24 protein-coding genes are annotated in these 26,253 nt (G+C 63.4%); 13 read left to right on the top strand and 11 right to left on the bottom strand.

Going from position 1 to position 26,253, the window contains the following annotated elements; all coding sequences use genetic code 11:
• Positions 1 to 21: 21 nt before the first annotated feature.
• The 4 genes from AC1D1N_RS09900 (at position 22) to AC1D1N_RS09885 (ending at position 4,357) form a co-directional block, all read left to right on the top strand.
• Positions 22 to 1,299, top strand: a complete 1,278-nt coding sequence (locus tag AC1D1N_RS09900; RefSeq protein ID WP_203277355.1) for an ABC transporter substrate-binding protein — start codon at positions 22 to 24, stop codon at positions 1,297 to 1,299.
• A 215-nt stretch (positions 1,300 to 1,514) separates the two neighbouring features.
• A complete protein-coding gene (locus tag AC1D1N_RS09895; RefSeq protein ID WP_192259506.1) occupies positions 1,515 to 2,438 on the top strand; it encodes a carbohydrate ABC transporter permease in 924 nt (307 codons plus the stop codon).
• Positions 2,438 to 3,286, top strand: coding sequence for a carbohydrate ABC transporter permease (locus tag AC1D1N_RS09890; RefSeq protein ID WP_477280310.1), 849 nt, complete (start codon positions 2,438 to 2,440; stop codon positions 3,284 to 3,286). The genes AC1D1N_RS09895 and AC1D1N_RS09890 overlap by 1 nt, the downstream gene beginning before the upstream one ends.
• A gap of 3 nt (positions 3,287 to 3,289) precedes the next feature.
• Complete coding sequence (locus AC1D1N_RS09885; protein ID WP_352561387.1) at positions 3,290 to 4,357, top strand: ABC transporter ATP-binding protein; 1,068 nt, start codon at positions 3,290 to 3,292, stop codon at positions 4,355 to 4,357.
• Between the two features lie 19 nt (positions 4,358 to 4,376).
• On the opposite strand, the gene AC1D1N_RS09880 is transcribed toward AC1D1N_RS09885, so the two are convergent.
• Positions 4,377 to 5,219 carry an AraC family transcriptional regulator gene (locus tag AC1D1N_RS09880; protein ID WP_210388229.1) on the bottom strand — a complete coding sequence of 281 codons (843 nt, stop codon included), beginning with the start codon at positions 5,217 to 5,219 and terminating at the stop codon, positions 4,377 to 4,379.
• Positions 5,220 to 5,467: 248 nt separating this feature from the next.
• Between AC1D1N_RS09880 and melA (AC1D1N_RS09875) the strand changes: the two genes are divergently transcribed.
• The 6 genes from melA (AC1D1N_RS09875) to melA (AC1D1N_RS09850) all read left to right on the top strand — a co-directional run bounded on the left by melA (AC1D1N_RS09875) (position 5,468) and on the right by melA (AC1D1N_RS09850) (position 14,451).
• The gene (gene melA / locus AC1D1N_RS09875) at positions 5,468 to 6,934 is read left to right on the top strand and encodes an alpha-galactosidase (protein WP_477348202.1); all 1,467 of its coding nucleotides are present in this window, start codon (positions 5,468 to 5,470) and stop codon (positions 6,932 to 6,934) included.
• Positions 6,935 to 7,029: 95 nt separating this feature from the next.
• A complete protein-coding gene (locus AC1D1N_RS09870) occupies positions 7,030 to 9,138 on the top strand; it encodes an ABC transporter substrate-binding protein (RefSeq protein ID WP_477348200.1) in 2,109 nt (702 codons plus the stop codon).
• Positions 9,139 to 9,240: 102 nt separating this feature from the next.
• Positions 9,241 to 10,248 carry an ABC transporter permease gene (locus tag AC1D1N_RS09865; protein ID WP_477348198.1) on the top strand — a complete coding sequence of 336 codons (1,008 nt, stop codon included), beginning with the start codon at positions 9,241 to 9,243 and terminating at the stop codon, positions 10,246 to 10,248.
• Complete coding sequence (locus AC1D1N_RS09860) at positions 10,249 to 11,382, top strand: ABC transporter permease (protein WP_477348196.1); 1,134 nt, start codon at positions 10,249 to 10,251, stop codon at positions 11,380 to 11,382. It begins immediately after the preceding gene.
• Between the two features lie 10 nt (positions 11,383 to 11,392).
• Positions 11,393 to 13,060 carry an ABC transporter ATP-binding protein gene (locus tag AC1D1N_RS09855; RefSeq protein ID WP_477348194.1) on the top strand — a complete coding sequence of 556 codons (1,668 nt, stop codon included), beginning with the start codon at positions 11,393 to 11,395 and terminating at the stop codon, positions 13,058 to 13,060.
• Positions 13,061 to 13,080: 20 nt separating this feature from the next.
• Complete coding sequence (melA, locus tag AC1D1N_RS09850; RefSeq protein WP_477348192.1) at positions 13,081 to 14,451, top strand: alpha-galactosidase; 1,371 nt, start codon at positions 13,081 to 13,083, stop codon at positions 14,449 to 14,451.
• A gap of 32 nt (positions 14,452 to 14,483) precedes the next feature.
• On the opposite strand, the gene AC1D1N_RS09845 is transcribed toward melA (AC1D1N_RS09850), so the two are convergent.
• Positions 14,484 to 16,130, bottom strand: coding sequence for an acetolactate synthase large subunit (locus tag AC1D1N_RS09845; RefSeq protein WP_477348190.1), 1,647 nt, complete (start codon positions 16,128 to 16,130; stop codon positions 14,484 to 14,486).
• Positions 16,131 to 16,397: 267 nt separating this feature from the next.
• Between AC1D1N_RS09845 and msuE the strand changes: the two genes are divergently transcribed.
• Together msuE and AC1D1N_RS09835 are read left to right on the top strand one after the other, a co-directional pair.
• Positions 16,398 to 16,958, top strand: coding sequence for an FMN reductase (msuE, locus tag AC1D1N_RS09840; RefSeq protein WP_192259484.1), 561 nt, complete (start codon positions 16,398 to 16,400; stop codon positions 16,956 to 16,958).
• Between the two features lie 378 nt (positions 16,959 to 17,336).
• A complete protein-coding gene (locus AC1D1N_RS09835) occupies positions 17,337 to 17,666 on the top strand; it encodes a YciI family protein (RefSeq protein ID WP_477348188.1) in 330 nt (109 codons plus the stop codon).
• Here the strand turns inward: AC1D1N_RS09835 and AC1D1N_RS09830 are convergent.
• The 3 genes from AC1D1N_RS09830 to AC1D1N_RS09820 form a co-directional block, all read right to left on the bottom strand.
• A complete protein-coding gene (locus AC1D1N_RS09830) occupies positions 17,653 to 17,787 on the bottom strand; it encodes a hypothetical protein (RefSeq protein ID WP_477348186.1) in 135 nt (44 codons plus the stop codon). The two genes, AC1D1N_RS09835 and AC1D1N_RS09830, sit on opposite strands and share 14 nt — an antisense overlap.
• Positions 17,788 to 17,829: 42 nt before the next feature.
• Positions 17,830 to 18,069 (bottom strand): exopolysaccharide production repressor protein, encoded by a 240-nt coding sequence (locus AC1D1N_RS09825; RefSeq protein ID WP_477231669.1) that lies wholly within the window; start codon positions 18,067 to 18,069, stop codon positions 17,830 to 17,832.
• Between the two features lie 201 nt (positions 18,070 to 18,270).
• Positions 18,271 to 19,302, bottom strand: coding sequence for a hydroxyacid dehydrogenase (locus tag AC1D1N_RS09820; RefSeq protein WP_477348184.1), 1,032 nt, complete (start codon positions 19,300 to 19,302; stop codon positions 18,271 to 18,273).
• A 200-nt stretch (positions 19,303 to 19,502) separates the two neighbouring features.
• Here AC1D1N_RS09820 and AC1D1N_RS09815 point away from each other — a divergent pair, with 200 nt between their 5' ends.
• The gene (locus AC1D1N_RS09815; RefSeq protein WP_477348182.1) at positions 19,503 to 20,558 is read left to right on the top strand and encodes a LacI family DNA-binding transcriptional regulator; all 1,056 of its coding nucleotides are present in this window, start codon (positions 19,503 to 19,505) and stop codon (positions 20,556 to 20,558) included.
• Between the two features lie 28 nt (positions 20,559 to 20,586).
• Here the strand turns inward: AC1D1N_RS09815 and AC1D1N_RS09810 are convergent, their stop codons facing one another.
• From AC1D1N_RS09810 to AC1D1N_RS09785, 6 genes are read right to left on the bottom strand one after another with little or no spacing between them, the layout of a single operon-like run.
• On the bottom strand, positions 20,587 to 22,032 hold the full coding sequence (locus AC1D1N_RS09810) for an aldehyde dehydrogenase (protein WP_477348180.1): 1,446 nt from the start codon (positions 22,030 to 22,032) through the stop codon (positions 20,587 to 20,589).
• 37 nt (positions 22,033 to 22,069) lie between these two features.
• Complete coding sequence (locus tag AC1D1N_RS09805) at positions 22,070 to 22,855, bottom strand: coniferyl-alcohol dehydrogenase (RefSeq protein WP_477348853.1); 786 nt, start codon at positions 22,853 to 22,855, stop codon at positions 22,070 to 22,072.
• A gap of 2 nt (positions 22,856 to 22,857) precedes the next feature.
• Positions 22,858 to 23,922, bottom strand: a complete 1,065-nt coding sequence (locus AC1D1N_RS09800) for a branched-chain amino acid ABC transporter permease (RefSeq protein WP_477348178.1) — start codon at positions 23,920 to 23,922, stop codon at positions 22,858 to 22,860.
• The gene (locus tag AC1D1N_RS09795; protein WP_477348176.1) at positions 23,919 to 24,815 is read right to left on the bottom strand and encodes a branched-chain amino acid ABC transporter permease; all 897 of its coding nucleotides are present in this window, start codon (positions 24,813 to 24,815) and stop codon (positions 23,919 to 23,921) included. The genes AC1D1N_RS09800 and AC1D1N_RS09795 overlap by 4 nt, the downstream gene beginning before the upstream one ends.
• A complete protein-coding gene (locus AC1D1N_RS09790) occupies positions 24,812 to 25,540 on the bottom strand; it encodes an ABC transporter ATP-binding protein (protein ID WP_477348174.1) in 729 nt (242 codons plus the stop codon). Before AC1D1N_RS09790 ends, AC1D1N_RS09795 begins: the two co-directional genes overlap by 4 nt.
• On the bottom strand, positions 25,537 to 26,211 hold the full coding sequence (locus AC1D1N_RS09785; protein WP_477348851.1) for an ABC transporter ATP-binding protein: 675 nt from the start codon (positions 26,209 to 26,211) through the stop codon (positions 25,537 to 25,539). Before AC1D1N_RS09785 ends, AC1D1N_RS09790 begins: the two co-directional genes overlap by 4 nt.
• Positions 26,212 to 26,253 lie beyond the last annotated feature (42 nt).

Here is a 26,253-nt window from a genome sequence, read left to right as displayed (position 1 = left end):
TTCAAAATGGGAGTTCTGAACATGAAAAGACTGAGCATCATGCTTGCCACCGCTGCCGGCCTGGCGATTTCCGCCAGCGGCGCGCTGGCCGACACCACCCTCAAGCTGGTCGAGGTCATCACCAGCCCGCAGCGCACCGAATTTCTGAAGAAGCAGATCGCCGAGTTCGAGGCCGCCAATGCGGGCGTCAAGGTCGAGGTGGTCTCGCTGCCTTGGGGTCAGGCGTTCGAGAAATTCCTGACCATGGTGCAGGCCGGCGATACGCCCGACATCGTCGAGATGCCGGAGCGCTGGATGGGCCTCTATGCCACCAACGGCCAGCTCGAGGATCTCGGGCCCTACATGGCCAAATGGGACGACGCCAAGACGCTCGGCGAGCGCGCCAAGCAGTTCGGCTCGACCGTCAACAACACCCAGTTCATGATCCCCTACGGCTATTATGTGAACGCGCTGTTCTGGAACAAGAAGCTGTTCAAGGAAGCCGGTCTCGACGGCCCGCCGGCGACGCTCGACGACTTCATTGCCGATTCAAAGAAGATCTCCGCCATTCCCGGCAAATATGGCTACTGCTTGCGTGGCGGCCCGGGCGCCTTCAACGGCATGCACATGTTCATGAACATCGCCCAGGGCAAGGGGGGCTACTTCAACGAGGACGGCACCTCGACCATCAATGAGGAAGGCTCGGTCAAGGGCCTGCAGATGCTGGCCGACATGTACAAGGACGGGCTGGCGCCGAAGGATGCGGTGAGCTGGGGCTTCAACGAGACCGTCACCGGCTTCTATTCCGGCACCTGCGCCATGCTCAACCAGGATCCGGATGCGCTGATCGGCATTGCCGACAAGATGAGCGCCGACGATTTTGCCGTGGCGCCGCTGCCAGTCGGGCCGAGCGGCAAGTCCTATCCGACGCTGGGCTATGCCGGCTGGGCGATGTTTGCCAATTCGCAGCACAAGGACGATGCCTGGAAGCTGATGGCGACGCTGTTGTCGCCCAAGGACAATCTGGAATGGGCCAAGGAAGTCGGCGTCGTGCCGATCCACAATGGTGCCGACCAGGACGCCCATTTCAAGACCGAGCAGTTCAAGGGCTGGTTCACCGAGCTCAGCGACACCTCCAAATATGAAATGGTGACGCCGCCGACGCATCTGGAGAACCTCGGCAACTTCGTCGACCAGGTGGCGATCAAGAATTTCCAGGAAGTGCTGCTCGGCCAGAAGTCGGCCAAGGACGTTGCCGACCAGTGGGCCGCGTTCCTGACCAAGGAACAGCAGGACTGGATGGCCAAGAACAAAAAGTAGGCGCCGCCTTCTTCTTCCTCTCCCCGTTTACGGGGAGAAGGTGGGATGAGGGGCAGCGCGAGCACCCCAATGTTGGCGCTGCCCCTCATCTGCTTGCCCGTCCTCCGCAGCAGCTGCGCTGCAGCTACGGAGGGTGGACCGGCATCTTTCCCCGTGAGCGGGGAGGACGCTTGTCGCCAATTCCGGCGCTCCTCCAGGAGACGATTTAGCACCCGATGACCTATGCCGTGTCCACAATACGACCCGCAGGCCGGCCGCGAAAGAAGCGGCTGACGCATGCCGCCATCGAACCCTGGCTTTATCTCTCGCCGGCGATCGTTCTGCTGGTCGTGGTGCTGTTGGTGCCGTTGATCATCGGCATCAGCTATTCCTTCCGCAAATTCTCAGCCTTCAAATCCGAATATGTCGGCCTTGGCCAATATGAGGCGATGCTCTCCGACCAGGTGCTGGGGCAGGCGCTGGTCAACACGCTGTGGTGGACCGTTGCCAGCCTGTTCTTCCAGTTCTTTCTCGGGCTTGGCCTGGCGCTGCTGCTCGACAAGCCGTTCATCGGCCGCAAGTTCGTGCAGGCGGTCGTCTTCCTGCCCTGGGCGGTGCCGTCCTTCCTGTCGGGTCTGACCTGGGCCTGGCTGTTCAACCCGATCATCGGGCCGCTGCCGCACTGGCTCTTCGCGCTTGGGCTGAAGGCCGAGCCGACCAATGTGCTGTCCGATCCGGCCACCGCCATGTGGGGGCCGATCATCGCCAACATCTGGTTCGGCATCCCGTTCTTCGCCATCACGCTGCTGGCGGCGCTGAAGTCCATCCCGTCGGAACTGCATGAGGCGGCGGCCATCGATGGCGCTTCGCCCTGGCAGCGCTTCACCAAGGTGACGCTGCCTTTCCTGGCGCCGACCATCGTCATCACCGTCATGCTGCGCACGATCTGGATCGCCACCTTCGCCGATCTGATCTTCGTCATGACCGAAGGCGGGCCGGCCGGCTCGACCAGCACGGTGCCGGTCTACATCTATGTCAGCGCCTTCAAGTCGCTGGACAAGGGCTATGCCTCGGCGGTCGCGGTGCTGCTGCTGGTCCTGCTCATCGCCTATGCGATCGCGCTGATCGCCATCCGCCGCTTGCTGGTGAGGCACGTCTGATGATCGCCGGACGCTCCACCTCCTCGCGCATCTTCAGCGGCATCGGCCTCTACGCGGCGATTGCGGCCTACATGATCTTTGCGCTGTTTCCGATCTTCTGGACGCTGAAGATCTCCGTGACGCCGGAGCGGCTGCTCTATTCCGAAGGCATCACTTTGTGGCCCTCGGAAACGACACTCCGCAACTTCATCACCGTGCTCGAAGCCTCTGATTTCCCCCGCTATTTCCTCAACAGCGTCATCGTCTCGGTGTCGACGGCGGCATTCGTCACCGTCATCGCCACGCTCGCCGGCTACGCCATGTCGCGCTTCACCTTCCGCGGCAAAGCGACATTGGCGATCATGCTTTTGCTGACGCAAACCTTCCCGCTGGTGATGGTCATTCCGCCGATCTACCGCGTCATGGGTGAGCTTGGCCTGACCAACAGCCTAGTCGGACTGATCATCATCTACACCGCCTTCAACACTGCCTTCGCCACCTTCCTGATGCAGTCCTTCTTCGACGGCATTCCGAAGGACTTGGAAGAAGCCGCGATGATCGACGGCTGCACCCGTGCGCAGGCAATGCGCAAGGTGATCGTGCCGCTGACGTTGCCCGGCATGGGCGCGACGCTCGGCTTCGTCTTCACCGCCGCCTGGAGCGAATTGCTGTTCGCGCTGATGCTGATCTCCAGTGACGACCAGAAGACGTTTGCCGTCGGGTTGCTCACCTATATCGGCAAGTTCGCCGTCGACTGGGGGCAGATGATGGCGGCGTCGATCCTGGCGCTGATCCCGGTCTGCATCTTCTTCGCCTTCCTGCAACGCTATCTCGTCACCGGCCTGACCGCCGGCGCGGTCAAAGGATAATCGATGGCTTCCGTCACGCTGCAAAACGTCGAGAAGGACTACGGTTCGCTGCGCATCCTGCACGGCGTCGATCTTGAAATCGCCGATGGCGAGTTCGTCGTGCTGGTCGGCCCGTCCGGCTGCGGCAAGTCGACTCTGTTGCGCATGATCGCCGGGCTGGAGGAGGTGTCTGGCGGCGAGATCCGCATCGGCGAGCGGCTGGTCAATGACGTCGCGCCGAAGGACCGCGATATCGCCATGGTGTTCCAATCCTACGCGCTCTACCCGCATATGGATGTGTCGTCGAATATGGGCTTCAGCCTGCTGCTCAAGAAGGCGGAGAAGACGACGATCGACGGCAGGGTAGGGGCCGCCGCCAAGCGGCTCGGCCTCGACAGTTTCCTCGGCCGGCTACCGCGGCAATTGTCCGGCGGCCAACGCCAGCGCGTGGCCATGGGCCGCGCCATCGTGCGCGATCCCAAAGTGTTCCTCTTCGACGAACCGCTCAGCAATCTCGACGCCAAGCTGCGGGTGCACATGCGCGCCGAGATCAAGGCGCTGCACCAGCAGCTGAAAACCACTTCGGTCTATGTCACGCACGACCAGATCGAAGCCATGACCATGGCCGACCGCATCGTCGTCATGCATGACGGCTATGTCCAACAGGTCGGCCATCCGCTCGAACTTTACGACCGGCCGGTCAACACCTTCGTTGCCGGTTTCATCGGCTCGCCCGGCATGAACTTTTTGCCGGCGACGGTCGCCAAGGCTGGCAAGGTCGATGCGGTGCTGGCCGACGGCCAGAAGCTGAGATTGCCCGATGGTCTGCCGCTCAAGGATGGCGACAAGCTCACCGTCGGGCTGAGGCCGGAACACATCCAGCTCGTCGACGACGGAGCGCTCAAGGCCGAGGTCGAAGTGGTCGAGCCGCTCGGCCTGTCGACGCAGTTCTATGTCAGGTTCGCGGGGCAGCTGGTTTGCGTCTTCGTCATGGGGCGCAGCACTATCCGGCCGGGCGACACGGTGCGGCTGTCCGCCGATCCGGCAGCGCTGCACCTGTTCGATCCGGAAAGCGGCAACCGCATCGGGTGAGAGTGCCTGAAGTCCCTCCTTACCGGTGGTTGCCCAGGCTGGCATACATGCCGGTGGTGCGGAACTGCGTCGGGTTGATGCCGTAGAGCCGGCGGAAGACTTTCGAAAAATAGTTGGCGTCCTCGAAGCCGCACAATATGGCGACTTCCTTGACCGGCAGGAAATCGGCCCTGGTCAGAAGTTTCGCCGCCCGCTGCAGCCGCTGCTGCAGCACGAATTCGGCCGGCGGAATGCCTTCGCTTTCGGCGAAGCAGCGCGAGAAATGCGCGCGGCTGAGGCCACTGATTTGAACGAGATCGGCCACCGGCAAGGGCTTGTCGAGATTGGCGTTGATATGGTCGATCACCGGCTGCATGGCGCTCTGTTTCTCGGTGAAAGCGTGCGAGCCGAAGACATCGTCATAGAGCGCCATCGCCGCCTCGTACGCGATCGCCGAAGCAGCGCCCGGCGAAGCGCCGCCCTTGATCAGGCGCAGGCTGCAATCGGCGAGATGATCGATCGTCTCCGGCTGCAGCCGGAACACCGGCCCGGAGACGCTGAGAATGGATTTGTGGATGCGCAGCGCCTCCTCGCCATTCATCGAGATCCAGAAATATTCCCAGCGGTCGCCTTTCTCCAGCCAGTAGCGATGGTTGTGCGGCACCAGAACCAGCAGCGTGTCGTTCGCCTGCAGGCGGTAGTTGCGGTTTTCGTAGCGCAGCTGGCCAGTGCCGCTGATCGTGTGCTGCAGCACGGTAAATGGTGTCTGGCCGCGCTTTCGCCCATCCCAGTCATAGGTCACGCTTTCGCGCACCTCATAGCCGGTGCTGGTCGGCATGGCATGCAGGCGCTGACGACCGCGCGGCAGCGAGATGGTGCGCATCAACTGTCCGTTGGCGATCAGGTCACGCAGCACAAAATTACCCTCGAAAGCATAAACGTTCTCTGGCCGCGCCGTGGAATAAAGGCATAATCCAAATCCTGAGAACGCGAAAGACCCGCGGTCGAGGAGCGGGCGGGGAGGAGAAAGAGCCGGAATTCCGGCTCGAATGGCACGCGCGCCATGGGCGCGCCGCCATATCCTCTCTTGTTGCTCCTTGCCTGGCATTCGATTGGATCGAGGTGAAGGTGATGAGTTTCAAAATCGCTATTATCGGCGCCGGCAGCGTCGGCTTCACCAAAAAACTGTTCACCGACATTCTGTGCGTTCCGGAATTCAGCGACATCGAATTCGCGCTGACCGATCTCAGCGAGCACAATCTGCAAATGATCAAGGCGATCCTCGACCGCATCGTCGAGGCCAACAGGCTGCCGACAAAAGTCACAGCCACCACCGACCGTCGCAAGGCGCTGGAAGGCGCGCGCTATGTCATCAGCTGTGTGCGGGTCGGCGGGCTCGAAGCCTATGCCGACGACATCCGCATTCCGCTGAAATACGGCATCGACCAGTGCGTCGGCGACACGATCTGCGCCGGCGGTATCCTTTATGGCCAGCGCAACATTCCGGTCATTCTCGACTTCTGCAAGGACATCCGCGAACTGGCCGAGCCGGGCGCGAAATTCCTCAACTATGCCAACCCGATGGCGATGAACACCTGGGCGGCGATCGAATACGGCAAGGTCGACACGGTCGGCCTCTGCCATGGCGTCCAGCACGGCGCCGAACAGATCGCCGAAGTGCTCGGCGCCAAATCGCACAGCGATCTCGACTATGTCTGCTCCGGCATCAACCACCAGACCTGGTTCATTGACCTTCGCCTCAACGGCCGCAGAATAGGCAAGGATGAGCTGATCGCCGCCTTCGAGGCGCATCCGGTGTACTCGCAGCAGGAAAAACTGCGTATCGACGTGCTGAAGCGCTTCGGCGTCTATTCGACCGAAAGCAACGGCCACCTCTCCGAATATCTGCCGTGGTATCGCAAGCGGCCGGACGAAATCACCCGCTGGATCGACATGTCCGACTGGATCCACGGCGAGACCGGCGGCTACCTCCGTTATTCCACCGAAACGCGCAACTGGTTTGAGACCGAATATCCGCAATTCCTCGAAGCGGCGTCGAAGCCGCTCGACGCGTCGAAGCGCTCCAACGAGCACGCCAGCCACATTCTCGAAGCGCTGGAGACGAATCGCGTCTATCGCGGCCACTTCAACGTCAAGAACACCGGCATCATCACCAATCTGCCGCAGGACGCCATCATCGAGTCGCCCGGCTTCGTCGATCGCTTCGGCATCAACATGGCTTCCGGCATCACGCTGCCGGAAGCGTGCGCGGCCACCTGCATTTCGTCGATCAACGTCCAGCGCATGTCGGTGCATGCGGCGATATCTGGCGATATCGACCTGTTGAAACTCGCCGTGCTGCACGATCCGCTGGTGGGTGCGGTGTCGATGCCGGAAGAGGTGTGGCAGATGGTCGACGAGATGGTCGTCGCCCAGGCGCGCTGGCTACCGCAATATGCCGAGGCCGTGCCGGCGGCGAAGGAGCGGCTTTCGAAATCGAAGGTGAAGACCCGTGATTGGGCGGGGGCGGCGCGGCGCAATGTGCGCTCGATCGAGGAACTGCGCGCCGAAAAGACGGCACTGAAACAGGCCGGCTGAGGATGCTTGCAGGCGGACCGCGGGAGGCCGGTTCGCCAATCAGTCGTCGTGAATAGATGCGGGCAGAAGACGTCGAAACATCTGGGAGGAATACAATGAGGAACGTTCGCAGAATTGGCATTCTCGCCGGGCGCAGAATTGGCATTCTCGCCGGCATGGCGCTGAGCGTCTCGGCATCGGCGCTCACCGCATACGCATCCGAGCCGACCACGCCGCCGGCGCCGGCGGCGTTTCCGGCCGAGGGCAAGATCAAATACGTCGCCCGCGATTCCATCCTGGAGTTCAAGGCGCTGCCCGAATATCACGAGCCCGACTGGGTCACCGAGAAATACGTCAAGACCGGCAAGCTGCCACCGGTCAAGGATCGGCTGCCGAAGGAGCCGCTGGTGTTCAAGACCAGCAACATGCCGGATGGCATCGGCGTCTATGGCGACACCATGCGCCACGTCATTGGCGGCCGGCCGGAGGGCTGGAACTATGGCGCCGGCCAGACGCAAGGATGGGGCGGCATCGACATCGGCCTCTCCGAATGCCTGACGCGCACCGCACCCTTGTTCCAGGTCGAGGCCAAGGACACCGAGCCGCTGCCGAACCTGGCCAAAAGCTGGGACTGGTCGAAGGACGGCCACACGCTGACGATGCACTTGGTCGAAGGCGCCAAATGGTCTGACGGCGTTGCGTTCAATGCCGACGATGTCATGTTCTACTGGGACGACGAAGTGGTCGATCCCAATGTCTCGCCGCTAAACGGCGCCACAGCGGAAACTTTCGGCGTCGGCACGACGCTGAAGAAGATCGACGACTACACCGTCGAATGGACGTTCAAGGACGCCTTTCCCAAGCAGTATCTCTATGCCATGGCCTATGGCACTTTCTGCCCCGGCCCCGCGCATATATTGAAACCGCAGCATCCGAAATATTCGAAGAACACCTACGATCAGTTCAAGAATGCCTTCCCGCCGGAATATATGAATATGCCGGTGATGGGCGCCTGGGTGCCGGTGGAGTATCGGGCCGATGACATCATCGTTCTTCGCCGCAATCCCTACTACTGGAAGGTCGACGAGAAGGGCAACCAGCTGCCCTATCTCAACGAGCTGCACTATAAGCTGTCGACCTGGGCCGATCGCGATGTCCAGGCTGTTGCCGGGGCCGCCGATTTCTCCAACCTCGAGCAGCCGGAAAACTTCGTCGCCTCACTGAAGCGCGCGGCGGACAAGGACGCACCGGCCCGGCTCGCCTTCGGCCCGCGCCTGATCGGCTACAATCTGCGCATGAATTTTTCCGCCAATGGCTGGGGCAATCCGGACGAACGCGGTCAGGCGATCCGCGAGCTCAACCGCAATGAGGACTTCCGCAAGGGCATCACTATGGCGCTCGACCGCAAGGCGCTCGGCGACTCGCTGGTCAAGGGTCCGTTCACAGCCATCTACCCCGGCGGCTTTTCCTCCGGCACCAGCTTCTATGACCGCAACTCGACCGTCTACTACCCCTTCGATCTCGAAGGCGCCAAGGCGGAGCTCGCCAAGGCCGGCCTCAAGGATACGGACGGCGACGGTATCGTGAATTTCCCAGCCGGCACCGCCGGCGGCAAGGATGTCGAGATCGTGATGCTGGTCAACAACGACTACACCACCGACAAGAGCCTTGCGGAAGGCGTCGTCGCGCAGATGGAGAAGCTGGGCTTGAGGATCGTGCTCAACGGCCTCAATGGCACCCAGCGCGATGCCACGCAATATTCCGGCCGCTTCGACTGGCTGATCCGGCGCAACGAGCAGGAGCTGACCTCCGTTGTGCAGAATACTGTGCAACTCGCTCCCGTCGGCCCCAAGACCAGTTGGGATCACCGCGCGCCGGAAAGCGGCCAGGTCGACCTGATGCCGTTCGAAAAGGATCTCGTCGACATCGTCACCAAGTTCGTCTCCTCGTCAGACAATGACGAGCGCGCCAGCCTGATGAAGGAGTTCCAGAAGATCTCGACCGAGCATGTCTACAATGTCGGCCTAACGGAATATCCCGGCGCCTTGATCATCAACAAGCGCTTCTCCAACATCCCGCAGGGAACGCCGATCTTCATGTTCAACTGGGCCGAGGATTCGATCGTGCGCGAGCGCGTCTTCGTCGCCGCCGACAAGCAGCAGAAATACGAACTCTTTCCCGAGCAGCTTCCCGGCAAGCCCGGCGACAAGGGTCCGACAAACTGAGTTACCTCCCCTGGCTGACGCCCGGCCGCGCTGCGCGCGCGGCCGGGACGGAGTAAGGTCAGCGGCAGAGAACCCTGAAACCGGCGACGAGGAGGCGAGACGGTGCTGCGATTCCTGGCCATGCGCATAGCATCGGCGTTACCGGTTATGGTCATCCTGAGCCTGGTCACCTTCGCCATCATCCAGGCGCCGCCGGGCGACTATGCCGACTATATCCGCTCGCAGCTCATCAACCAGGGCGGCGCGTCTTTTGCCGAAGCCGACGCGCAGGCGCAAGCCTACCGAGTCGAGCATGGTCTCGATAAACCGCTGCCGGTTCAGTACGTGAACTGGATCGCCGGCATCGTCACCCGCGGCGATTTCGGCTACAGCCTCTACTACAACAAGCCGGTCGCCGCCGTGGTCGGCGAGCGGCTGCCGCGCACACTGCTGCTGGCGCTGGTCTGCCATCTGCTCGCTTCGGTGCTCGGCATCACCTTCGGCATCTGGGCGGCCACCCGGCAATACACCTGGATCGACTCGACGCTGTCGGCCATCTCCTTCCTCGGTATGACCGTGCCGCGCTTCCTGATGGCGCTGATCATCGTCTATCTCCTGGTCTTCCAGTTCAACGTGTCGGAGATCGGCAGCTTCTTCTCGCCGCAATATGGCGGCGCGCCGTGGTCGTGGGCAAAGTTCGCCGACCTCGTCAAACATGTCTGGCCGGTGGTGGCGATCGCCACCTTTGGCGGGCTCGCCTACAATATGCGCGTCATGCGCGGCAATCTGCTCGATACGCTCAACGCCCAGTATGTCGAGACGGCCAAGGCCAAGGGGCTTACCGGCGGCGCTGTCGTCATGCGCCATGCCGTGCCCAACGCGTTACACCCGCTCATCATGTATCAGGGCGTGGTGCTGCCCTACATGCTGACCGGCGAGATCGAGACGGCGATCATCTTCGCGCTGCCGACGGTCGGGCCGGCGATTGTCGGTTCGATGGCGGTCGGCGACGTCTATGTCACGGCGACGTTCATGATGGTGCTGTCGGCGACGCTGATCGTCGGCAACATTGTCGCCGACATGCTGCTTGCGCTGCTCGACCCGCGCGTGCGCCAGTTCGGAGAGAGCTAGATGTTGGCACGCGACCCATCCCCGCCGCCGCCGGCCGAAGCAACAGCGATTCCGACACCGCGCGGCAATGAAAGCTACATGGCGCTGGTCTGGCGCCGGCTGCGGCGCTCCTGGACCGGCATGGCCGGGCTGATCCTTGTCGTGCTTCTTGTGCTGATGGCGCTGTTTGCCGATTTCTTCGCGCCGATGGATCCCAAGGCGACCGATGTCGCTTTCGCTCCGCCGCAGGTGATGAGTTTTCGCGACAAGGACGGCAATTTCGTGCTCCAGCCGCGGGTCTATGCGCTGGCGGATTCGGCTGACCTCGACCCGGTCACCTTCCAGCCGGTCGTCGGACCGGACTACGAGCATCCGCGCCTGCTCGGCTTCTTCGTTAGGGGTGCCGAGTATCGGCTGCTCGGGCTGATCCCCGCCAACCGGCATTTCTTCGCCTCGACCGACGGCCTGCCGGTGCATTTTCTCGGCACCGACAAGTTCGGCCGGGATGTGCTGTCGCGCGCCATCCAGGGGTCGCGCGTCTCGTTGATGATCGCGCTGACGGTGGTGTTCATCATCACCGTCATCGGCACCACCGTCGGCATGGTTTCGGGCTATTTCGGCGGCCGGTTCGACGTCTGGGTGCAGCGCTTCGTCGAATTGGTGCTCGCCTTCCCGCAACTGCCGCTTTATCTGGCGCTGACGACGCTGATCCCGGTGACCGCGCCGACCAATGTCTTCCTCGCCTTCGTCATCATCGTCATGTCGGCGCTGGGCTGGGCTCAGATGTCGCGCGAGGTGCGCGGCAAGACGCTGGCGCTGGCGCGGATCGACTATGTGCGCGCCGCGATGGCGGTCGGCGCCACCGACATGCGCATCATCATGCAGCATATTTTCCCCAATGTGATGAGCCACGTCATCGTTGCGGTGACGATCGCGATCCCGACGGTGGTGCTGCTCGAAGCCTTTCTCGGCTTCCTCGGCTTCGCGGTGAAACCGCCGCTGATCTCGTGGGGGCTGATGCTGCAAGACACGGCGACCTATTCGGTCATCGGCACCTATCCGTGGATCCTGTCGCCGGTCGGTTTCGTGCTGGTCACCGTCTTTGCCTTCAATGCGCTGGGCGACGGCCTGCGCGATGCCGTCGATCCCTATTGAGGTGGCAGGAATGACCGTCGCGCTCGCACAATCCTTCGCACCCGCCGTCCGGCTCGACCATGCCGGCCGCCACGACCAACCGATCATCGATGCCCGCAACGTCGAGGTCGCCTTCAAGGTCGAGCACGGTGTCGTCGAGGCGGTGAAGGACGTCTCGTTCCAGCTCTATCGCGGCGAGACCATCGCCATCGTCGGCGAGTCCGGCTCCGGCAAGTCGGTGACGGCGCGCACCGTCATGGGGCTTCTGTCAAAGCGGGCCACCGTGTCGCCGAAATCGAGCGTCGACTATTGCGGGCAGGACATACTGAAATTCCCCGAGAGCGCCCGGCGCAAGCTGCGCGGCAACCGCATCTCGATGATCTTCCAGGAGCCGATGAGTTCGCTCAACCCGATCTACACGGTCGGCAGCCAGATCGTCGAGGCGATCAGGGTGCATCGCAAGGTGAGCCGTAGGGAGGCCTGGGCACGGGCGCTCGAATTGCTGCGGCATGTCCGGATCCCCGAGCCCGAAGCACGCATCAAGCAGTATCCGCACCAGCTGTCGGGCGGGCAGCGCCAGCGCGTGATGATCGCCATGGCTTTGGCCAACGACCCCGATGTGCTGATCGCCGATGAGCCGACGACCGCGCTCGACGTCACGGTGCAGGCGCAGATCCTCAACCTGATCCGCAATCTGCAGAAAGAGCTCAGGATGGCGGTGATCCTGATCACCCACGACCTCACCGTGGTGCGGAAATTCTCCGACTATGTCTATGTCATGCAGTATGGCGAGATGTGCGAACACAACGTCACCGAGCGGCTGTTCAATGACCCGCAGCATCCCTACACACAACGGCTGCTCGCTTCCGAGCCGCACGGCAAGCCGCAGCCGCTGCCTCAGAACAGCGGCACGATCCTAGAAGCCCACGACATGCGTGTCTGCTTCATGCTGCGCCATGGCAGCTTCCTGAAGCCGGACTGGCGCGAACTCGTCGCCGTCGACGATCTTGGCCTGAAACTTTGCCGCCACGAAACACTTGGGCTGGTTGGTGAATCCGGCTCCGGCAAGACCACGTTCGGCCTCGCTCTGCTCAAGCTCACCGACGCCAAGCGTGGCGAGATCAGCTTCGACGGCCAGCCGATCCAGGGCCTGTCGCGCACCGAGATGCGGCCGCTTCGCTCACGCATGCAGGTCGTCTTCCAGGATCCGTTCTCCTCGCTCAATCCGCGCATGACGATCGGCCAGATCATCGAGGAAGGGTTGGTCGTCAACAGGTTAGGGGCGACGCGGCGCGAGCGGGTCGAGCGGGTGCGCGACGCGCTGGTCAGCGCCGGCATGCCAGGCGACATTCTTTCGCGCTTTCCGCACGAATTTTCCGGCGGCCAGCGGCAGCGCATAGCGATCGCCCGCGCCATTGCATTGGAACCGGAATTCATCCTGCTCGACGAGCCGACATCGGCGCTCGACCTCTCTGTGCAGGCGCAGATCATTGACCTGTTGCGCAAGCTGCAGGACGAGCGCGGCTTGAGCTATCTCTTCATTTCGCACGACCTCAAGGTGGTGCGCGCGCTCTGCCACCGCGTCATCGTCATGCAGAACGGCAAGATCGTCGAACAGGGACCCGTCGACGAGGTCCTCACCAATCCCAAGACCGCCTACACCGAACGGCTCGTCAGGGCCGCTTTCGATGTGGCGTAGCAAAGTGCCGGAGGTTTAACGTGGCAAGACATCCCAGGATCACCTTCATCGGCGCCGGCTCGACCGTGTTCATGAAGAACATTGTCGGCGACGTGCTGCAGCGGCCATCGCTGTCGGGCGCGACGATCGCGCTGATGGACATCAATCCGCAGCGGCTGGAAGAGAGCGCCATCGTCGTCAACAAGCTGATCGCGACGCTCGGCGTGAAAGCGAAAGCCGAGACCTATTCCGACCAGAAGAAGGCGCTCGCCGGCGCCGACTTCGTCGTCGTCGCCTTCCAGATTGGCGGCTACGAGCCGTGCACCGTCACAGATTTCGAGGTGCCGAAGAAATACGGCCTGCGCCAGACCATCGCCGATACGCTCGGCGTCGGCGGCATCATGCGGGGCCTCAGGACCGTGCCGCATCTGTGGAAGATCTGCGAGGACATGCTCGCCGTCTGTCCAGAGGCGATCATGCTGCAATACGTCAATCCGATGGCGATCAACACCTGGGCGATTTCAGAGAAATATCCCAGCATTAAGCAGGTCGGCCTTTGCCATTCGGTGCAAGGCACGGCGATGGAGCTGGCGCACGATCTCGACATTCCCTACGAGGAGATCCGCTACCGCTCGGCCGGCATCAACCACATGGCCTTCTATCTCAAATTCGAGCATCGCCAGGCGGACGGCACTTACCGCAACCTCTATCCCGACCTTGTCCGCGCCTATCGCGAGGGCAGGGTGCCGAAGCCCGGCTGGAACCCGCGCTGCCCTAACAAGGTGCGCTACGAGATGCTGACGCGGCTTGGCTATTTCGTCACCGAAAGCTCCGAGCATTTTGCCGAATATACGCCCTATTTCATCAAGGAGGGGCGCCCCGATCTGATCGAGAAGTTTGGCATTCCGCTCGACGAGTATCCCAAGCGCTGCATCGAGCAGATCGAGCGCTGGAAGGGACAGGCCGAGGCCTATCGCTCGGCCGACCGCATCGAGGTCGAGCAGTCGAAGGAATACGCCTCCTCGATCATGAATTCGGTGTGGACCGGCGAGCCGTCGGTGATCTACGGCAATGTCCGCAACAATGGCTGCATCACCTCGCTGCCGCACAACTGCGCGGCCGAGGTGCCGTGCCTGGTCGACGCCTCAGGCATCCAGCCGACCTTCATCGGCGAGTTGCCACCGCAGCTCACCGCGCTGATCCGCACCAACATCAACGTGCAGGAACTGACGGTGCAGGCGCTGATGACGGAAAACCGCGAGCACATCTACCACGCGGCGATGATGGACCCGCATACGGCGGCCGAACTCGATCTCGACCAGATCTGGTCGCTGGTCGATGAGCTGCTCGCCGCTCATGGCGACTGGCTGCCGGCCTGGGCGCGTGGGAGCGCCAAAGTCCGGGCGGCCTGATCGCCGCTGCAGCGGCGGCTCCCACCGCGTCGTCAAGCCTCCGGTGGCGCCGGCAGCCGGTGGCGCAGTTCCTCGACCAAGACGCGCTCGTTCTCCGAATAGTCGATCGGAACGACGACGAGATGGACGCCGCCGGCGGTGAACGCCGTTTCGAGCGTCGGCTTGAGGTCGGCAATGGCGCTGACCCTGGTGCCCTTGGCGCCATAGGCCTCGGCATATCTTACGAAATCGGGGTTGCCGAAGGTCATGCCGAAATCGGGAAACTGGTCGACCGCCTGCTTCCAGCGGATCATGCCGAATGCGTTGTCCTCGATGATCAGCACGACCAGGTTGAGTTTCAGCCTGACGGCGGTTTCCAGCTCCTGGCTGTTCATCATGAAGCCGCCATCGCCGCAGATTGCCATGACGCGGCGGCCGGGATAGAGCATCGCCGCCGTCATCGCCGATGGCAGGCCGGCGCCCATCGTGGCCAGCGCATTGTCGAGCAGCAGCGTGTTGGCGACGCGGGTGCGGTAGTTGCGCGCAAACCAGATCTTGTACATGCCGTTGTCGAGAGCGAGGATGCCGTCGGCCGGCATGACCGCGCGGATATCGTGGACCATGCGCTGCGGCGTGAAGCGATCCTCGGTGGCGCGCGCGGCAATGCGGCTCAAAATGCCTTCGCGCAGCGGCAGCAGCGCCTGCGCGTTGGGGATCTTGCCCTCGATGCGATCGGCAAGCAGCCGCAGTGAAGCGCCGATATCGCCGATCACTTCGGTCTGCGGGAAATAGACCTGCTCGACATTGGCCGGCTGGTAGCCGACATGGATGACCTTCGGCCCCTTGTCGCCCATGATGAAGGGCGGCTTCTCGATCGTGTCATGGCCGATGGTGATGATGAGGTCGGCCTGTTCGATCGCCTCATGCACATAGTCGCGCTCGGAGAGCGCGGCCGTGCCCATGTAGAGTTCGGTCCCGCCGGGCACCGTGCCCTTGCCCATCTGCGTGGTGAAATAGGGGATGCCGGTCCTGAGCACGAACTGCGCAAGGTCCGACGTCGAGCGCGGCCGCGAGGCGGCGGCGCCCAGCATCGCCAGCGGGCGCTGCGCCTTGATGATCATCTGCGCGGCGCGGTCGAGCGCGAGCGGGCTGGCCAGCGGCAGCTCGACCGGATGCGGCGGGATCAGCGCGACGTCGTCGCATTCCTCGGCCGCGATGTCTTCGGGCAGTTCCAGATGCACCGGCCCGGGACGCTCTTCCTCGGCAATGCGGAAGGCCTCCCGCACCACGGCGGGGATCGTGCGCGGCGAGATGATCTGGCGCGACAGCTTGGTCAGCGGCTTCATCGCGGCGACGATGTCGACAATCTGGAAGCGAGCCTGGCGCGACGACCGGATGCCCTTCTGCCCGGTGATCATGATCATCGGCATGGCGCCGAGCAACGCATAGGAAGCACCCGTCGTCAGGTTCAAGGCACCAGGCCCGAGCGTGGTGATGCACACACCTGGCTTGCCGGTCAGCCTGCCATGGGTGGCGGCCATGAAGGCTGCCGCCTGCTCATGGCGGGTCAGGATCAGCTGGATCGACGATTTGCGGATGGATTCGACGACGTCGAGGTTTTCTTCGCCCGGAATGCCGAAGATACGATCTACGCCCTCATTCTCGAGGGCGGCTACAAGCAGGTCTGAACCTTTGGGCACGAAGCATCTCCTGGGCAAGCGGCGACGAACGGCGTCGGGATATGGTCAGACATAGTCCTGAAAAAGCCCTAGCGCGAGGCATGGCCGCCGCCAACGTCGTTTTGCCTTACAGACCATTCTGTTTCTTGCGGACCAGCGAGCGAGTCGGGCAAACGGAAAAAAATTCCCTAGGGATGGCGCTGGAGGGCCTATCCTTGCTTCTTGCGGCAGGTGCAAGCCTGTAAATAGGCGATATGAAACGGCCACCGTCCTGAGAGGTGAGAGCACATGCCCAATCCAACCGTCGTCGGGTTTTCCGGTAATTTCACCCGGCCGTCCAAGACGCGTGGCTTCGTCGACCAGGTCGTCAGGGATATTGCGCGCCAGCATGGACTGTCCGCGAGTACCTATGACATCGAAGACCTCGGCCCCTCGCTTGGCGCTGCCAAATGGGCGCGCGATCTCGACGGCCAGGCGCGGGCGATTTTCGACAGCGTCGTCAACGCCGATGTCCTGGTGGTGGGGTCACCGACCTACAAGGGCAGCTACACCGGCCTGTTCAAGCACTTCTTCGATCTGTTCGATCCCGCTTCCTTGCGCGGCAAGCCGGTGGTGCTGCTCGCCACCGGCGGCAATGATCGCCATGCGTTGATCGTCGAGCACCAGTTGCGGCCGCTGTTCGGCTTCTTCGAGGCGCTCACGCTGCCGACAGGAGTCTACGCCACGGACAAGGATTTCTCCGACGGCGTGCTGCGGTCCGAACCCATCCTGAAGCGCGTCGAGCAGGTTGTCGGCGAGGTCGGGTTGGTGCTGGCCAATCGCTCGGCTGCCGGCGTCGCTGCCGGATAGCGCGGCGAGTAGGCCGCCTCCAGCCCTAACGGCTCGGGAATGAAAAAAAGGCCCGCCACCGACGCGAATCGTGACGGGCCTCCGTGGAGTACGCCGGGCTTCCCACCGCCCGGCTGCCTTGAAAACTATCCGGCGGAAGGATGGTTCCGCGAGATTCCTGCAAGTGCTCATGTCATAGCCAAAATCAATACCCCGCCGGCTAGGCCTGGCGGGGCATTGTTTGGAGGGTCTGGATCGAATGGGAACGATCCGGCTAGAAAACGCCAGCACCGGACAAAGGTTCCCGCGCCGACCGGGCTTCAGCAGAGCGTGCCGGCTGGCTTTGCCGGAACCACCACGGCTGCCCAGCCATTGTCCTCGAACATGGAGGAACCAATCATGCCCAAGTATATCACCATCGGCTATGGCGACCGGGCCGGATATGACCGGACGCCGCAGGATGTCAGGCAGGCAGCCCATGAACACGATGCATCGCTCAAGCAGCGCGGCGTGGTGATGGGCATCGCCGAAACACCGGTGCAGGTGCGAAATCCGAACGCCAGCGGCGTGCTGACCGAAACCGGGCCCTATCTCTCGTCGGACCTGCCCATCGCCGGCTTTTCGATCATGGAAGCCAGCGACATGGATGAGGCGATCGCGCTGGCCTCGAAATCGCCTTGTGCGGTGGCGCATGGCGTGATCGAGATCTGGCCGCTCAACGAGCGGTAACTAGTTCCTGTCCGCCGGCTTCGAGCATCCGCGACACTGTCTCGCGTTCGGCGCGCTTGGAGGGCAGCGGCGGCGGGCCGTGGTCGATCGGGCCCATGGCCTCTGGCAGCTTGTCGTCCATGCGCCTGGGGCTATCGCCGACGTGGCTTTCGATCTCGCCCGTTCAGAAAGTCTGAAATAAAAGCGGGCTTGTCGGATCCGCCGCCGAGCGTGCGTCCGATGGTTCCGATGATCGCCTAAACACCAGGTGAACGACCAGGCCGAAGTAACCGACCTGCAGGATTACCAGTGTCAGCACTGACCAGCCAAGGGTCGCCCAGATCGACCCGGTCTCCAGATAGGCCCAGATTGCAACGCCGATTGTGGTTGCAGACATCCCGACCAGAAATTGCGGAAAGTACATGTCTCTTTCCACCCCCATTTCCAACCCGTGGGTTGGGATCTGTTGCCAGCATCCTTAATTAAGTTGTCACTAAATTAGTAATATTGCAATCGCCTGCGGAGAGCACGGTCATGGCGCGGTCATAGCGGGTTTGAGCTTGTGTACGGCGCGCGGTGTTTCTCAAACCACGGACAAATCAGCGAAACGGTCCCCCGCCTGCCGTCAATTCCGATCCGCCGGCTTCGAGCGCATCCTCGACACCGTCTCGCGCTCGGCGCGCTTGGAGCGCAGCGGCGGCAGGCCGCGATCGATCAGGTCCATGTCTTCCAGCACCATGTCGCCCATGCGCTTGAAGGCGATGTCGAGCGCGCCGGCGCGGTGGGCGGAGCGCAGGAAGCCGGGGATGGTGCGGACCGGGTGGTCCTGCGCCAAAGGCTCTTCCGGGAAGACGTCACTGGCGGCAACGATGTGGCCGCTCCTTACCGCTGCCATCAGAGCAGGGAAGTCGACGACACCGGCGCGGCTGAGCAGGATGAAGGCCGCACCCTTGCGCATGCTGGCAAAAGCATCGGTGCCGAGGAAACCCTGGTTCTCCGAGGTCACCGAAGCGACGACGAAGACGAAGTCGCTCGATGTCAGGACATCGTCGAGCGAGGCCGGCTCGACACCATTGTCGATCAGGATCGACGGCGGCAGCCAGGGATCGAACACCTTGGTGCGGGTGCGAAAGCCCGACAGCAGCCGGTTCAGCGCGCGGCCGAGATCGCCGAAGCCGATGATGCCGACATCGGCGCCCGACAGCAGCCGCGCGGTGAGGTTGCCGTCGCCGCCCCACAGCTCCTCGCCTTTGCGGAAGGCGAGGTCGGCATCGACGATGTTGCGGGCGAGATTGAGCGCCATGGCAAGCCCGAGCTCGGCCACCGGCTCGGCAAAGACCAAGCCGGTGGTGACGACATGGATGCCGCGCGCAAACAGCGTCTCGTAGGGCATGTTGTTGACGAGGTTGGTCTCGACATTGAAGACGCAGCGCAGCGCCTTCATAGCTTCCAGCGTCTCAGGCGAGATTGGTGGCTGGCCGATGATGTAGCGGGCTTCGGCCAGCACATCGGCCGGCAGTTTCGCCACGCCGTCGGCCGTCGTCTCGACAATGCGGTAGTGCGCCTTGAGGCGCGCCAGCTGTGGCGGGGTGAAGATCAGCTCGAGCGTGCGTGGTTCCGGCGCGCTGATGACCAGCGGCAAGGCCTTGTTCGGCATGATGATTCCTCCCGGGGCGATCCGCATCGCGTATTTTTGCTTTGCACTTGTCGTTATCCCAAAACCGCATCACACTTTAGGGCGACATGCGTTCGACGGGTAAAATACCCACGATTAAACGATTTACAACTCCGAAAAATCGATTTACTCATTTCTCCAGCGGACGGAATGCCTCGGTCCGCGCCTCGGGAGGAGGACCGATGGCGTACAGGCAGGACCAGCAGCGGCGTGCGTCGATCCACGACGTGGCCAGCCGCGCCGGCGTGTCCGCCGCCACCGTCTCCAAGGTCATGGCCGGCGTCACCACGGTGAAGCCCGAAAATGCGCAGCGCGTCTTCGATGCGGTCGAGCAGCTGGGTTACCGCATTGATCCGCTCGCCTCCGACATGCGCCGGGCCAGGCGCCGCATTATCGGCGCCATCATGCCCGAATTCGAAAGCGAATTTTTTGGCCAGATGGTCACCCAGCTCGAGAGCCTCGCCGAGCAGCGCGGCTACACGCTGGTGGCGGCGTCGAGCCGTGAATCGGAAGCGCGTGAGAAGGAAATCCTCGTCCGCATGCATGACTGGCGCGTCGCCGGCGTGGTGCTGGCGCCGGTGCGCAACGAGCATGGCCCGGCAGCCGACTTCATGAAGGCCAATGGCATGACCGGCGTGCTGATCGACCGTGTGCTCTCCGACGACGCCTTCGACACGGTGTCGGCCGATAGCGCCGCAGCCAGCGCCGAAGTGGCGCGCGAACTGATCGCCAAGGGCCATCGCCACATACTGGTCGTCGGCCTCGGCGAGCAGGCGGCCACGATGCGCGCCCGCCTCGACGGGTTTCGCACTACTGCGCTCAAACTGGCGCCGGATGTGCGCATCGATGTCGTGCTGGCCGAAACCGACGTCGAGCCGCTGCGAGCGCAGTTGCGCGAGTATTTCGCGAAAGGCGAACGGCCGACGGCGGTCTATTCGCTGTTCCTCAAGGGCACGCTGGTGGCGCTGTCCGAGTTCCGCCGGCGCGGCTGGCATTGTCCCAACGACATCTCGCTGGTCGGCTTCGACGATGCCGAATGGATGCAGGTGACATGGCCGGCCATCGCCGCCGTCGTGCAGCCGGTGCGCCAGATCGCCGGCCACGCCATGGAGGCGCTGTTTGCAAGAATTGAAGGTGGGGAGGGGCCGCCGATCGCGCGGCTCGAGCCTTGCCGGGTTTTGATGCGGGAATCCGTTGGCTCGCCAGGCAACGGCCCGTATTCCGGGGGAGGACAGTGACAATAGCCCCCATTGAAGGGAAGAAGAATCAGAACGGATAGTGCTGGTTCGGATCCTCGATGGTCAGCCAGCGCAGGTCGGTGAATTCGGCGATCGAGGCCTTGCCGCCGAAGCGGCCATAGCCTGAGCCCTTGACGCCGCCGAACGGCATTTGCGCTTCGTCGCCGACGGTCGGGCCGTTGATGTGGCAGATGCCGGCCTCGATGCGCGCGGCGACCGCCATGGCACGGCGGATGTCGCGGCTGAAGACGGCCGAGGAGAGGCCGTATTCGGTGTCGTTGGCGACGCGCACGGCTTCGTCCTCGCTGTTGACGCGGATCACCGGCTTGACCGGCCCGAAGGATTCTTCGGCGTAGACGCGCATGGAAGGCGTGACATGGTCGAGCAATGTCGCCTCGACCACGGTGCCGGTGCGCTTGCCGCCGGCCACGAGCTTCGCGCCCTTGGCAACGGCGTCGGCCACCAGTTCTTCCATCTTGTCGGCGGCCTGGCTGCTGATCAGCGAGCCCAGCACGACATGGCCGCGCGGGTCGCCTGCTGGAAGCTGGGATGCGCGCGCGGCGAGCTTGGCGACGAATTCGTCGGCGATCTTTTCATCGACGACCAGGCGTTCGGTCGACATGCAGATCTGGCCCTGGTGCATGTAGGCGCCGAAGGCTGCCGCATTGACCGCGGCGTCGATGTCGGCATCGTCGAGCACGATGAGCGGCGCCTTGCCGCCGAGCTCGAGCAGCGCCGGCTTCAGGTGCTTGCCGGCGAGTTCGGCGATGATCCTGCCGACCTTCGTCGAACCAGTGAAGTTGACGCGCCTGACCGCGGGATGCGCGACCAGCGTCTCGACGATTGCCGCCGCATCCTTGGGATCGTTGGTGACGACATTGATGACGCCCTTGGGCAGGCCGGCCTCGACCAGCACCTGGCCGATCAGCCGGTGCGTGCCCGGACACATTTCGGAGGCCTTCAGCACCACCGTATTGCCGCAGGCGATCGGCATGGCGATGGCGCGGGTGCCGAGAATGACCGGGGCATTCCACGGTGCAATGCCGAGGCATACGCCGGCCGGCTGGCGGATTGCCATGGCGAGCGTGCCCGGTTTGTCGGACGGGATGACTTCGCCCGAAATCTGCGTCGTCATGGCGGCTGCCTCGCGCAGCATCTTGGCAGCCAGCATGACGTTGAAGCCGGCCCAGGGACCGGTGGCGCCGGTCTCTTCCATCATCAATTTGGTGAATTCGCCGACCTTGGAATCCAGGACATCGGCTGCCTTGGCGAGCAAAGCGCGGCGCTCGCCAGGTCCAGTTTTCGACCAGGTCTTGAAGGCAGTGGCTGCAGCTTCGACCGCGGCATTGGCGTCGGCGACACTTGCTGCGGCGGCGCGCGTTGCCAGCTTGCCGGTGAACGGGTCCGTCCGCTCGTAGGAGGCAGCACCCGACGCATCCCGTTTGTCGCCGTCGATCAGAAGTCCGATATCCATTGTTTTCTCCCTCGCTCGCCGTCGAGCGTCGCAAAATTTAAAAGCCGAGCACTTCGGCGTTGATCGATGCTTCGAGGCCGCCGTCAACCGGCACGTTGGCGCCGTTGACCCAGCGTGCGCCGTCCGAGCACAGAAACAGCACGACAGGCGCGATGTCGCCCGAGGTGCCGGCGCGTCCGACACGGGCGATGTCGTTGTCGACGCGGGCATCGCCGAGCACAGTGCGGAACTGTTTCAGGATCGGCGTCTCGACCGGGCCGGGGCTGACCGCATTGACGCGGATGCCGCGGCTCCTGAACTGCTCCTGATGCGCGGCGCGCTGCGTCCACAACAGAAGCAGTTCCTTGGAGACGGGGTAGCCTTCCTCGTTCTTCACCTGATGGTCGGCGACTACTTTGGCGACATCGGGAAAACCTTCGATGCCGACCATCGACGCGGCGCGATTGAGGTTGGCGCGCCAGCCATAGCCGGCGATAGAAGCGACGTTGACGATGGCGCCGCCTTCGCGAAGCTTTGGCGCGAGACCTTCCGAAAGTGCGCGCAGACCGTAGAAGTTGACCGCCAGCGTCGACACCGCGCCGGTGTTGCCGGAGAGGCCGGCGACGTTGCAGAGCGCGTCGATGCGCTGCGGCAGGTGCGCAATGAGGTCCTCAACGCCGGCCCTGGACGAGATGTCGGCCTTGACGAAGCCGCCGACCGGTGCAGCCGGCTCACGCACATCGACGCCGATCACGTCCGCGCCAAGCTGGCCGGCAAGTTCGGCGGTGCGGGCGCCAATGCCGGAAGCGACACCGGTGATCAGAATGGTTTTGCCGAAAAGCATGGTCACGCCTTCTCCCGCTGTGCCGTGGTTTCGTGCGACGCTGCCGCCGTGTCCGCATCGCCGGTGTTTGCCGGCAGCCTGACGCGATAGCCGACCGGCAGCAGCCGTATGCCAAAACGCTCCTCCAGTGTCCCCCACAGGCCGCGCGGCAGGAACAGCGAAAACAGCACGGCGGTGGCGCCGAGGCCGATCAGATACCAGACGCCGGTGCCGCCAAACCAGGTCTCGATGAGGAAGAACAGCAGCGCGCCGAGAATTGCGCCTTCGAAGGTGCCGATGCCGCCGACCAGCACCATAAAGATCATGTAGGCGGTCCACTGGACATTGAAGTAAGTCTTCGGCTGGAAGGTGATCGAAGTCGCCAGCCACAGCGCGCCGGCAATGCCGATGCCGAAGGCGGCGAGCACGAAGAGCAGCCGCTTGGTGCCGGTGACGCGTACGCCGACCGACGCGGCGGCATCCTCATTGTCCCTGATGGCGCGGATGGCGGCGCCCGTGCTGCCGCGCAGCAGGCCAAACAGGATGGCAAGCAGCGCGGTCATCGCGGCCAGTGCCAGCCAGTAGATCGTCGCCCGCCTGGCGCCGACTTCATAGACGTTGAGCGAAATCAGCGACGTCCCGGTTTCGCCTTGCACCAGCCGGTCGAGATTGACCAGGAGATGGGTAAGCGCGGCAATCACCCACATGCCGATGGCGAACTCGCCGTTCTTCAGCCGCAGCATGAACAGTGACATTGGCCAGGAGATCGCGCCGACAATGATCGCCGAGACGAACAGCGAGGCGAACGGGTTGAGGCCGGCATCGGCCAGGCGAATGGCGAAGTAGGCGCCGAGGCCGAAGAACACTTGCTGTCCCACAGAGACCAGGCCGCCGAAGCCGGCCAGCGCATTCCACATCGCAGCCAGGATCACATAGATGAACAAGGCCGTCATGCGGTCGACCGCGCCGGCTGACAGGAAGTGCGGCGCAACGGCGAGCAGCGCGATGATCCCGACGACCGCGATCGCCGAGATACGCGAAGCAGGTGTGCCGCGCTCGATCACGGGGGAGGTCGAAACTGCGCTCATGTCGTCTTCCTCACGGGCAGGCGCAGCAGGCCCCGCAGGCCGAGGCCGGACGTGGAGAGCCGGATGAACAACACGATCAGGAAGGCGACATGGCCGCCGATGAGGAAGCCTTGCGGATGCACCTGCGCGCCGAGCGTCTGGGCAAGCGCCAGCACGATGCCGCCGAGAAGTGTGCCCCACAGCGAGCCGGCGCCGCCGATCACCGCCGCCTCGAAAGCGAACAGCAATTGCGGTGCGCCGGTATAGGGATCGAAGGTGGCGCGCATGCCGAGAAAGGCGCCGGCAAGACCGACGGTGACCATGGCGATGGCTGCGGCAAGGGCGTTGGCGCGGCGCGCGTCGACGCCGACGAGACCGGCCGTATCGGGATCTTCCGAGGTGGCGCGGATCGAGCGGCCAAGCCTGGTGCGGGTGAGGAACAGCTGCAGCCCGCCGAGCAGGATGACGGCGGCGGCGAACATGATCACGGCAAGCTTGCCGACATAGATGCTGCCCGGCCACTCCCAGGAATCGTAGGACAGGCTGCCGATATAGGGCGCCAGCGAACGTGTGTCGGCGCCGAATTGCTCGAACAGCGCATTGTCGATGACGATGGCGAGGCCGAAGGTGGTGAGGATCGGCAGCAGCGCGCCGCCGCGTGCGCTGCGCTCGAGCAGGAAGCGTTGCAGCGCCCAGCCGATCGCCGCCATCAGCGGCAGGACGATGAGCAGGCCGACGAAAGGCGAGATGTGGAAGCGTGAGGCGAGCCACCACAGCGCATAGGCCGAAAATACGGCAAGGCTGCCATGCGCGAGGTTGATGATGCGCATCACCGAAAACATGAAGGAGAGGCCGCAGGCGATCAGCGCGTAGTAGCCGCCGAGCAGGATGCCCTGGACGATCTGGTTGCTCATGCCGGCACACTCCCGGCGCTTCTCCTGTGCAGGCCGAAATAGGCCTTCGTCACCTCGTCGCGCGAGACCCCCTTGCTCGAACCCTCGAGCGCCACGCGTCCTTCGAGCATGCAGATGACTTTGTCCGAGACCGAGAGCGCGCGGTTGAGGTCCTGTTCGACCAGGATGATCGTCGTGCCGGAACTGATCAGGCCTTGCAGGGAAGCGTAGACGCGGTCGACCACCAGCGGCGACAGGCCAAGCGAGACCTCGTCGAGCAGCAGCAGTTCCGGATTGCTCATCAGCGCGCGGCCGATTGCCGTGGCCTGCTGCTCGCCACCGGAAAGATGCCCGGTCTTGGCATGGCGGCGTGGCTTCAGATTGGGAAAGGTGTCGAGCACTCGTTCCACGCTCCAGTCGCCGGGACGGCCGGCGGTCTTGCCAAGCAGGAGGTTCTCTTCGACGGTCATCTGCACGAACAGCTTTCGTCCCTCGGGCACCAGTGCGACACCCATGCCGACGCGCTTGTGCGACGGCACGCCGGTGATATCGGCGCCATCCAGAAGCACGCGGCCGGCCGTCGGCTGATGCGCGCCGGCGATTGCCCTGAGCAACGTCGTCTTGCCGGCGCCATTGGCGCCGACCAGCGCCAGCGTTTCGCCGCGCTCGATCGCAAAGCTCACACCGCGCACTGCTTGTAAGAGGCCGTGCCGGACAACCAGGTTCTCGATTGCGAGCAGGCTCATTTCGGGCCTCCACCAAGATAGGCGCGCACGACGTCCGGGTCGGCCATCACCGCCTGCGGCTCGCCGTCGGCGATGATCTTGCCGGCATCCATGCAGATCAGCCGCTCGGCAACCTGCAGCAGGATGTGGACAATGTGCTCGATCCAGACGATGCCGATCTTGCGCCGGCGCAATTCCTTGATGGTTTCGACAAGCTCGCTGGCTTCGCCATCGGTCAGTCCGCCGCCGATCTCGTCGAGCAGAAGCAGCGTCGGTCTCGCCGCAAGCGCGCGGGCGAGTTCCAGCCGCTTGCGGTCGAGCAGGCCGAGCGTCTCGGCGCGCCGGTTGGCGACGCCCAGCATGCCGCACAGTTTCAGTGACGCCAGCGCCTCCTCATAGGCTTCGTCACGGGCGAGACCGGCGCCATGCGATGCGGCGACGAAGACGTTCTCGAACGTGGTCATGCCACTGAACGGCTTCGGCACCTGGTGCGTGCGCACAAGGCCGAGATGGCAGCGGGTCGTTGCCGGCATCGCCGTCACGTCGCCACCCCTAAAGGCGACGGTGCCGGCACTCGGCGGAAAGGCGCCTGAAAGCACGCTGAGCAACGTTGTCTTGCCGGCGCCGTTCGGGCCGACAATGCCGACCGCCTCTTCGGCATTCATGGCGAAGTCGATATCGTCCAGCACCACCAGCGCGCCGAAGCGTTTGTGGATGCCGGCGGCGCTGAGGAT

It is taken from the genome of Mesorhizobium sp. P2_B5 (genome assembly GCF_056404775.1).
The sequence above is the reverse complement of the archived record's forward strand: the minus strand, read 5'-3'. Positions and strand labels throughout refer to the sequence as shown.

Coding starts and splice junctions, on each gene's coding strand:
- AC1D1N_RS09900 (WP_203277355.1), top strand. CDS start 22: ATGAAAAGACTGAGCATCATGCTTGCCACCGCTGCCGGCCTGGCGATT.
- AC1D1N_RS09895 (WP_192259506.1), top strand. CDS start 1,515: ATGACCTATGCCGTGTCCACAATACGACCCGCAGGCCGGCCGCGAAAG.
- AC1D1N_RS09890 (WP_477280310.1), top strand. CDS start 2,438: ATGATCGCCGGACGCTCCACCTCCTCGCGCATCTTCAGCGGCATCGGC.
- AC1D1N_RS09885 (WP_352561387.1), top strand. CDS start 3,290: ATGGCTTCCGTCACGCTGCAAAACGTCGAGAAGGACTACGGTTCGCTG.
- AC1D1N_RS09880 (WP_210388229.1), bottom strand. CDS start 5,219: ATGCGCACCATCTCGCTGCCGCGCGGTCGTCAGCGCCTGCATGCCATG.
- melA (WP_477348202.1), top strand. CDS start 5,468: ATGAGTTTCAAAATCGCTATTATCGGCGCCGGCAGCGTCGGCTTCACC.
- AC1D1N_RS09870 (WP_477348200.1), top strand. CDS start 7,030: ATGAGGAACGTTCGCAGAATTGGCATTCTCGCCGGGCGCAGAATTGGC.
- AC1D1N_RS09860 (WP_477348196.1), top strand. CDS start 10,249: ATGTTGGCACGCGACCCATCCCCGCCGCCGCCGGCCGAAGCAACAGCG.
- AC1D1N_RS09855 (WP_477348194.1), top strand. CDS start 11,393: ATGACCGTCGCGCTCGCACAATCCTTCGCACCCGCCGTCCGGCTCGAC.
- msuE (WP_192259484.1), top strand. CDS start 16,398: ATGCCCAATCCAACCGTCGTCGGGTTTTCCGGTAATTTCACCCGGCCG.
- AC1D1N_RS09835 (WP_477348188.1), top strand. CDS start 17,337: ATGCCCAAGTATATCACCATCGGCTATGGCGACCGGGCCGGATATGAC.
- AC1D1N_RS09830 (WP_477348186.1), bottom strand. CDS start 17,787: ATGGACGACAAGCTGCCAGAGGCCATGGGCCCGATCGACCACGGCCCG.
- AC1D1N_RS09825 (WP_477231669.1), bottom strand. CDS start 18,069: ATGTACTTTCCGCAATTTCTGGTCGGGATGTCTGCAACCACAATCGGC.
- AC1D1N_RS09820 (WP_477348184.1), bottom strand. CDS start 19,302: ATGCCGAACAAGGCCTTGCCGCTGGTCATCAGCGCGCCGGAACCACGC.
- AC1D1N_RS09815 (WP_477348182.1), top strand. CDS start 19,503: ATGGCGTACAGGCAGGACCAGCAGCGGCGTGCGTCGATCCACGACGTG.
- AC1D1N_RS09810 (WP_477348180.1), bottom strand. CDS start 22,032: ATGGATATCGGACTTCTGATCGACGGCGACAAACGGGATGCGTCGGGT.
- AC1D1N_RS09805 (WP_477348853.1), bottom strand. CDS start 22,855: ATGCTTTTCGGCAAAACCATTCTGATCACCGGTGTCGCTTCCGGCATT.
- AC1D1N_RS09800 (WP_477348178.1), bottom strand. CDS start 23,922: ATGAGCGCAGTTTCGACCTCCCCCGTGATCGAGCGCGGCACACCTGCT.
- AC1D1N_RS09795 (WP_477348176.1), bottom strand. CDS start 24,815: ATGAGCAACCAGATCGTCCAGGGCATCCTGCTCGGCGGCTACTACGCG.
- AC1D1N_RS09790 (WP_477348174.1), bottom strand. CDS start 25,540: ATGAGCCTGCTCGCAATCGAGAACCTGGTTGTCCGGCACGGCCTCTTA.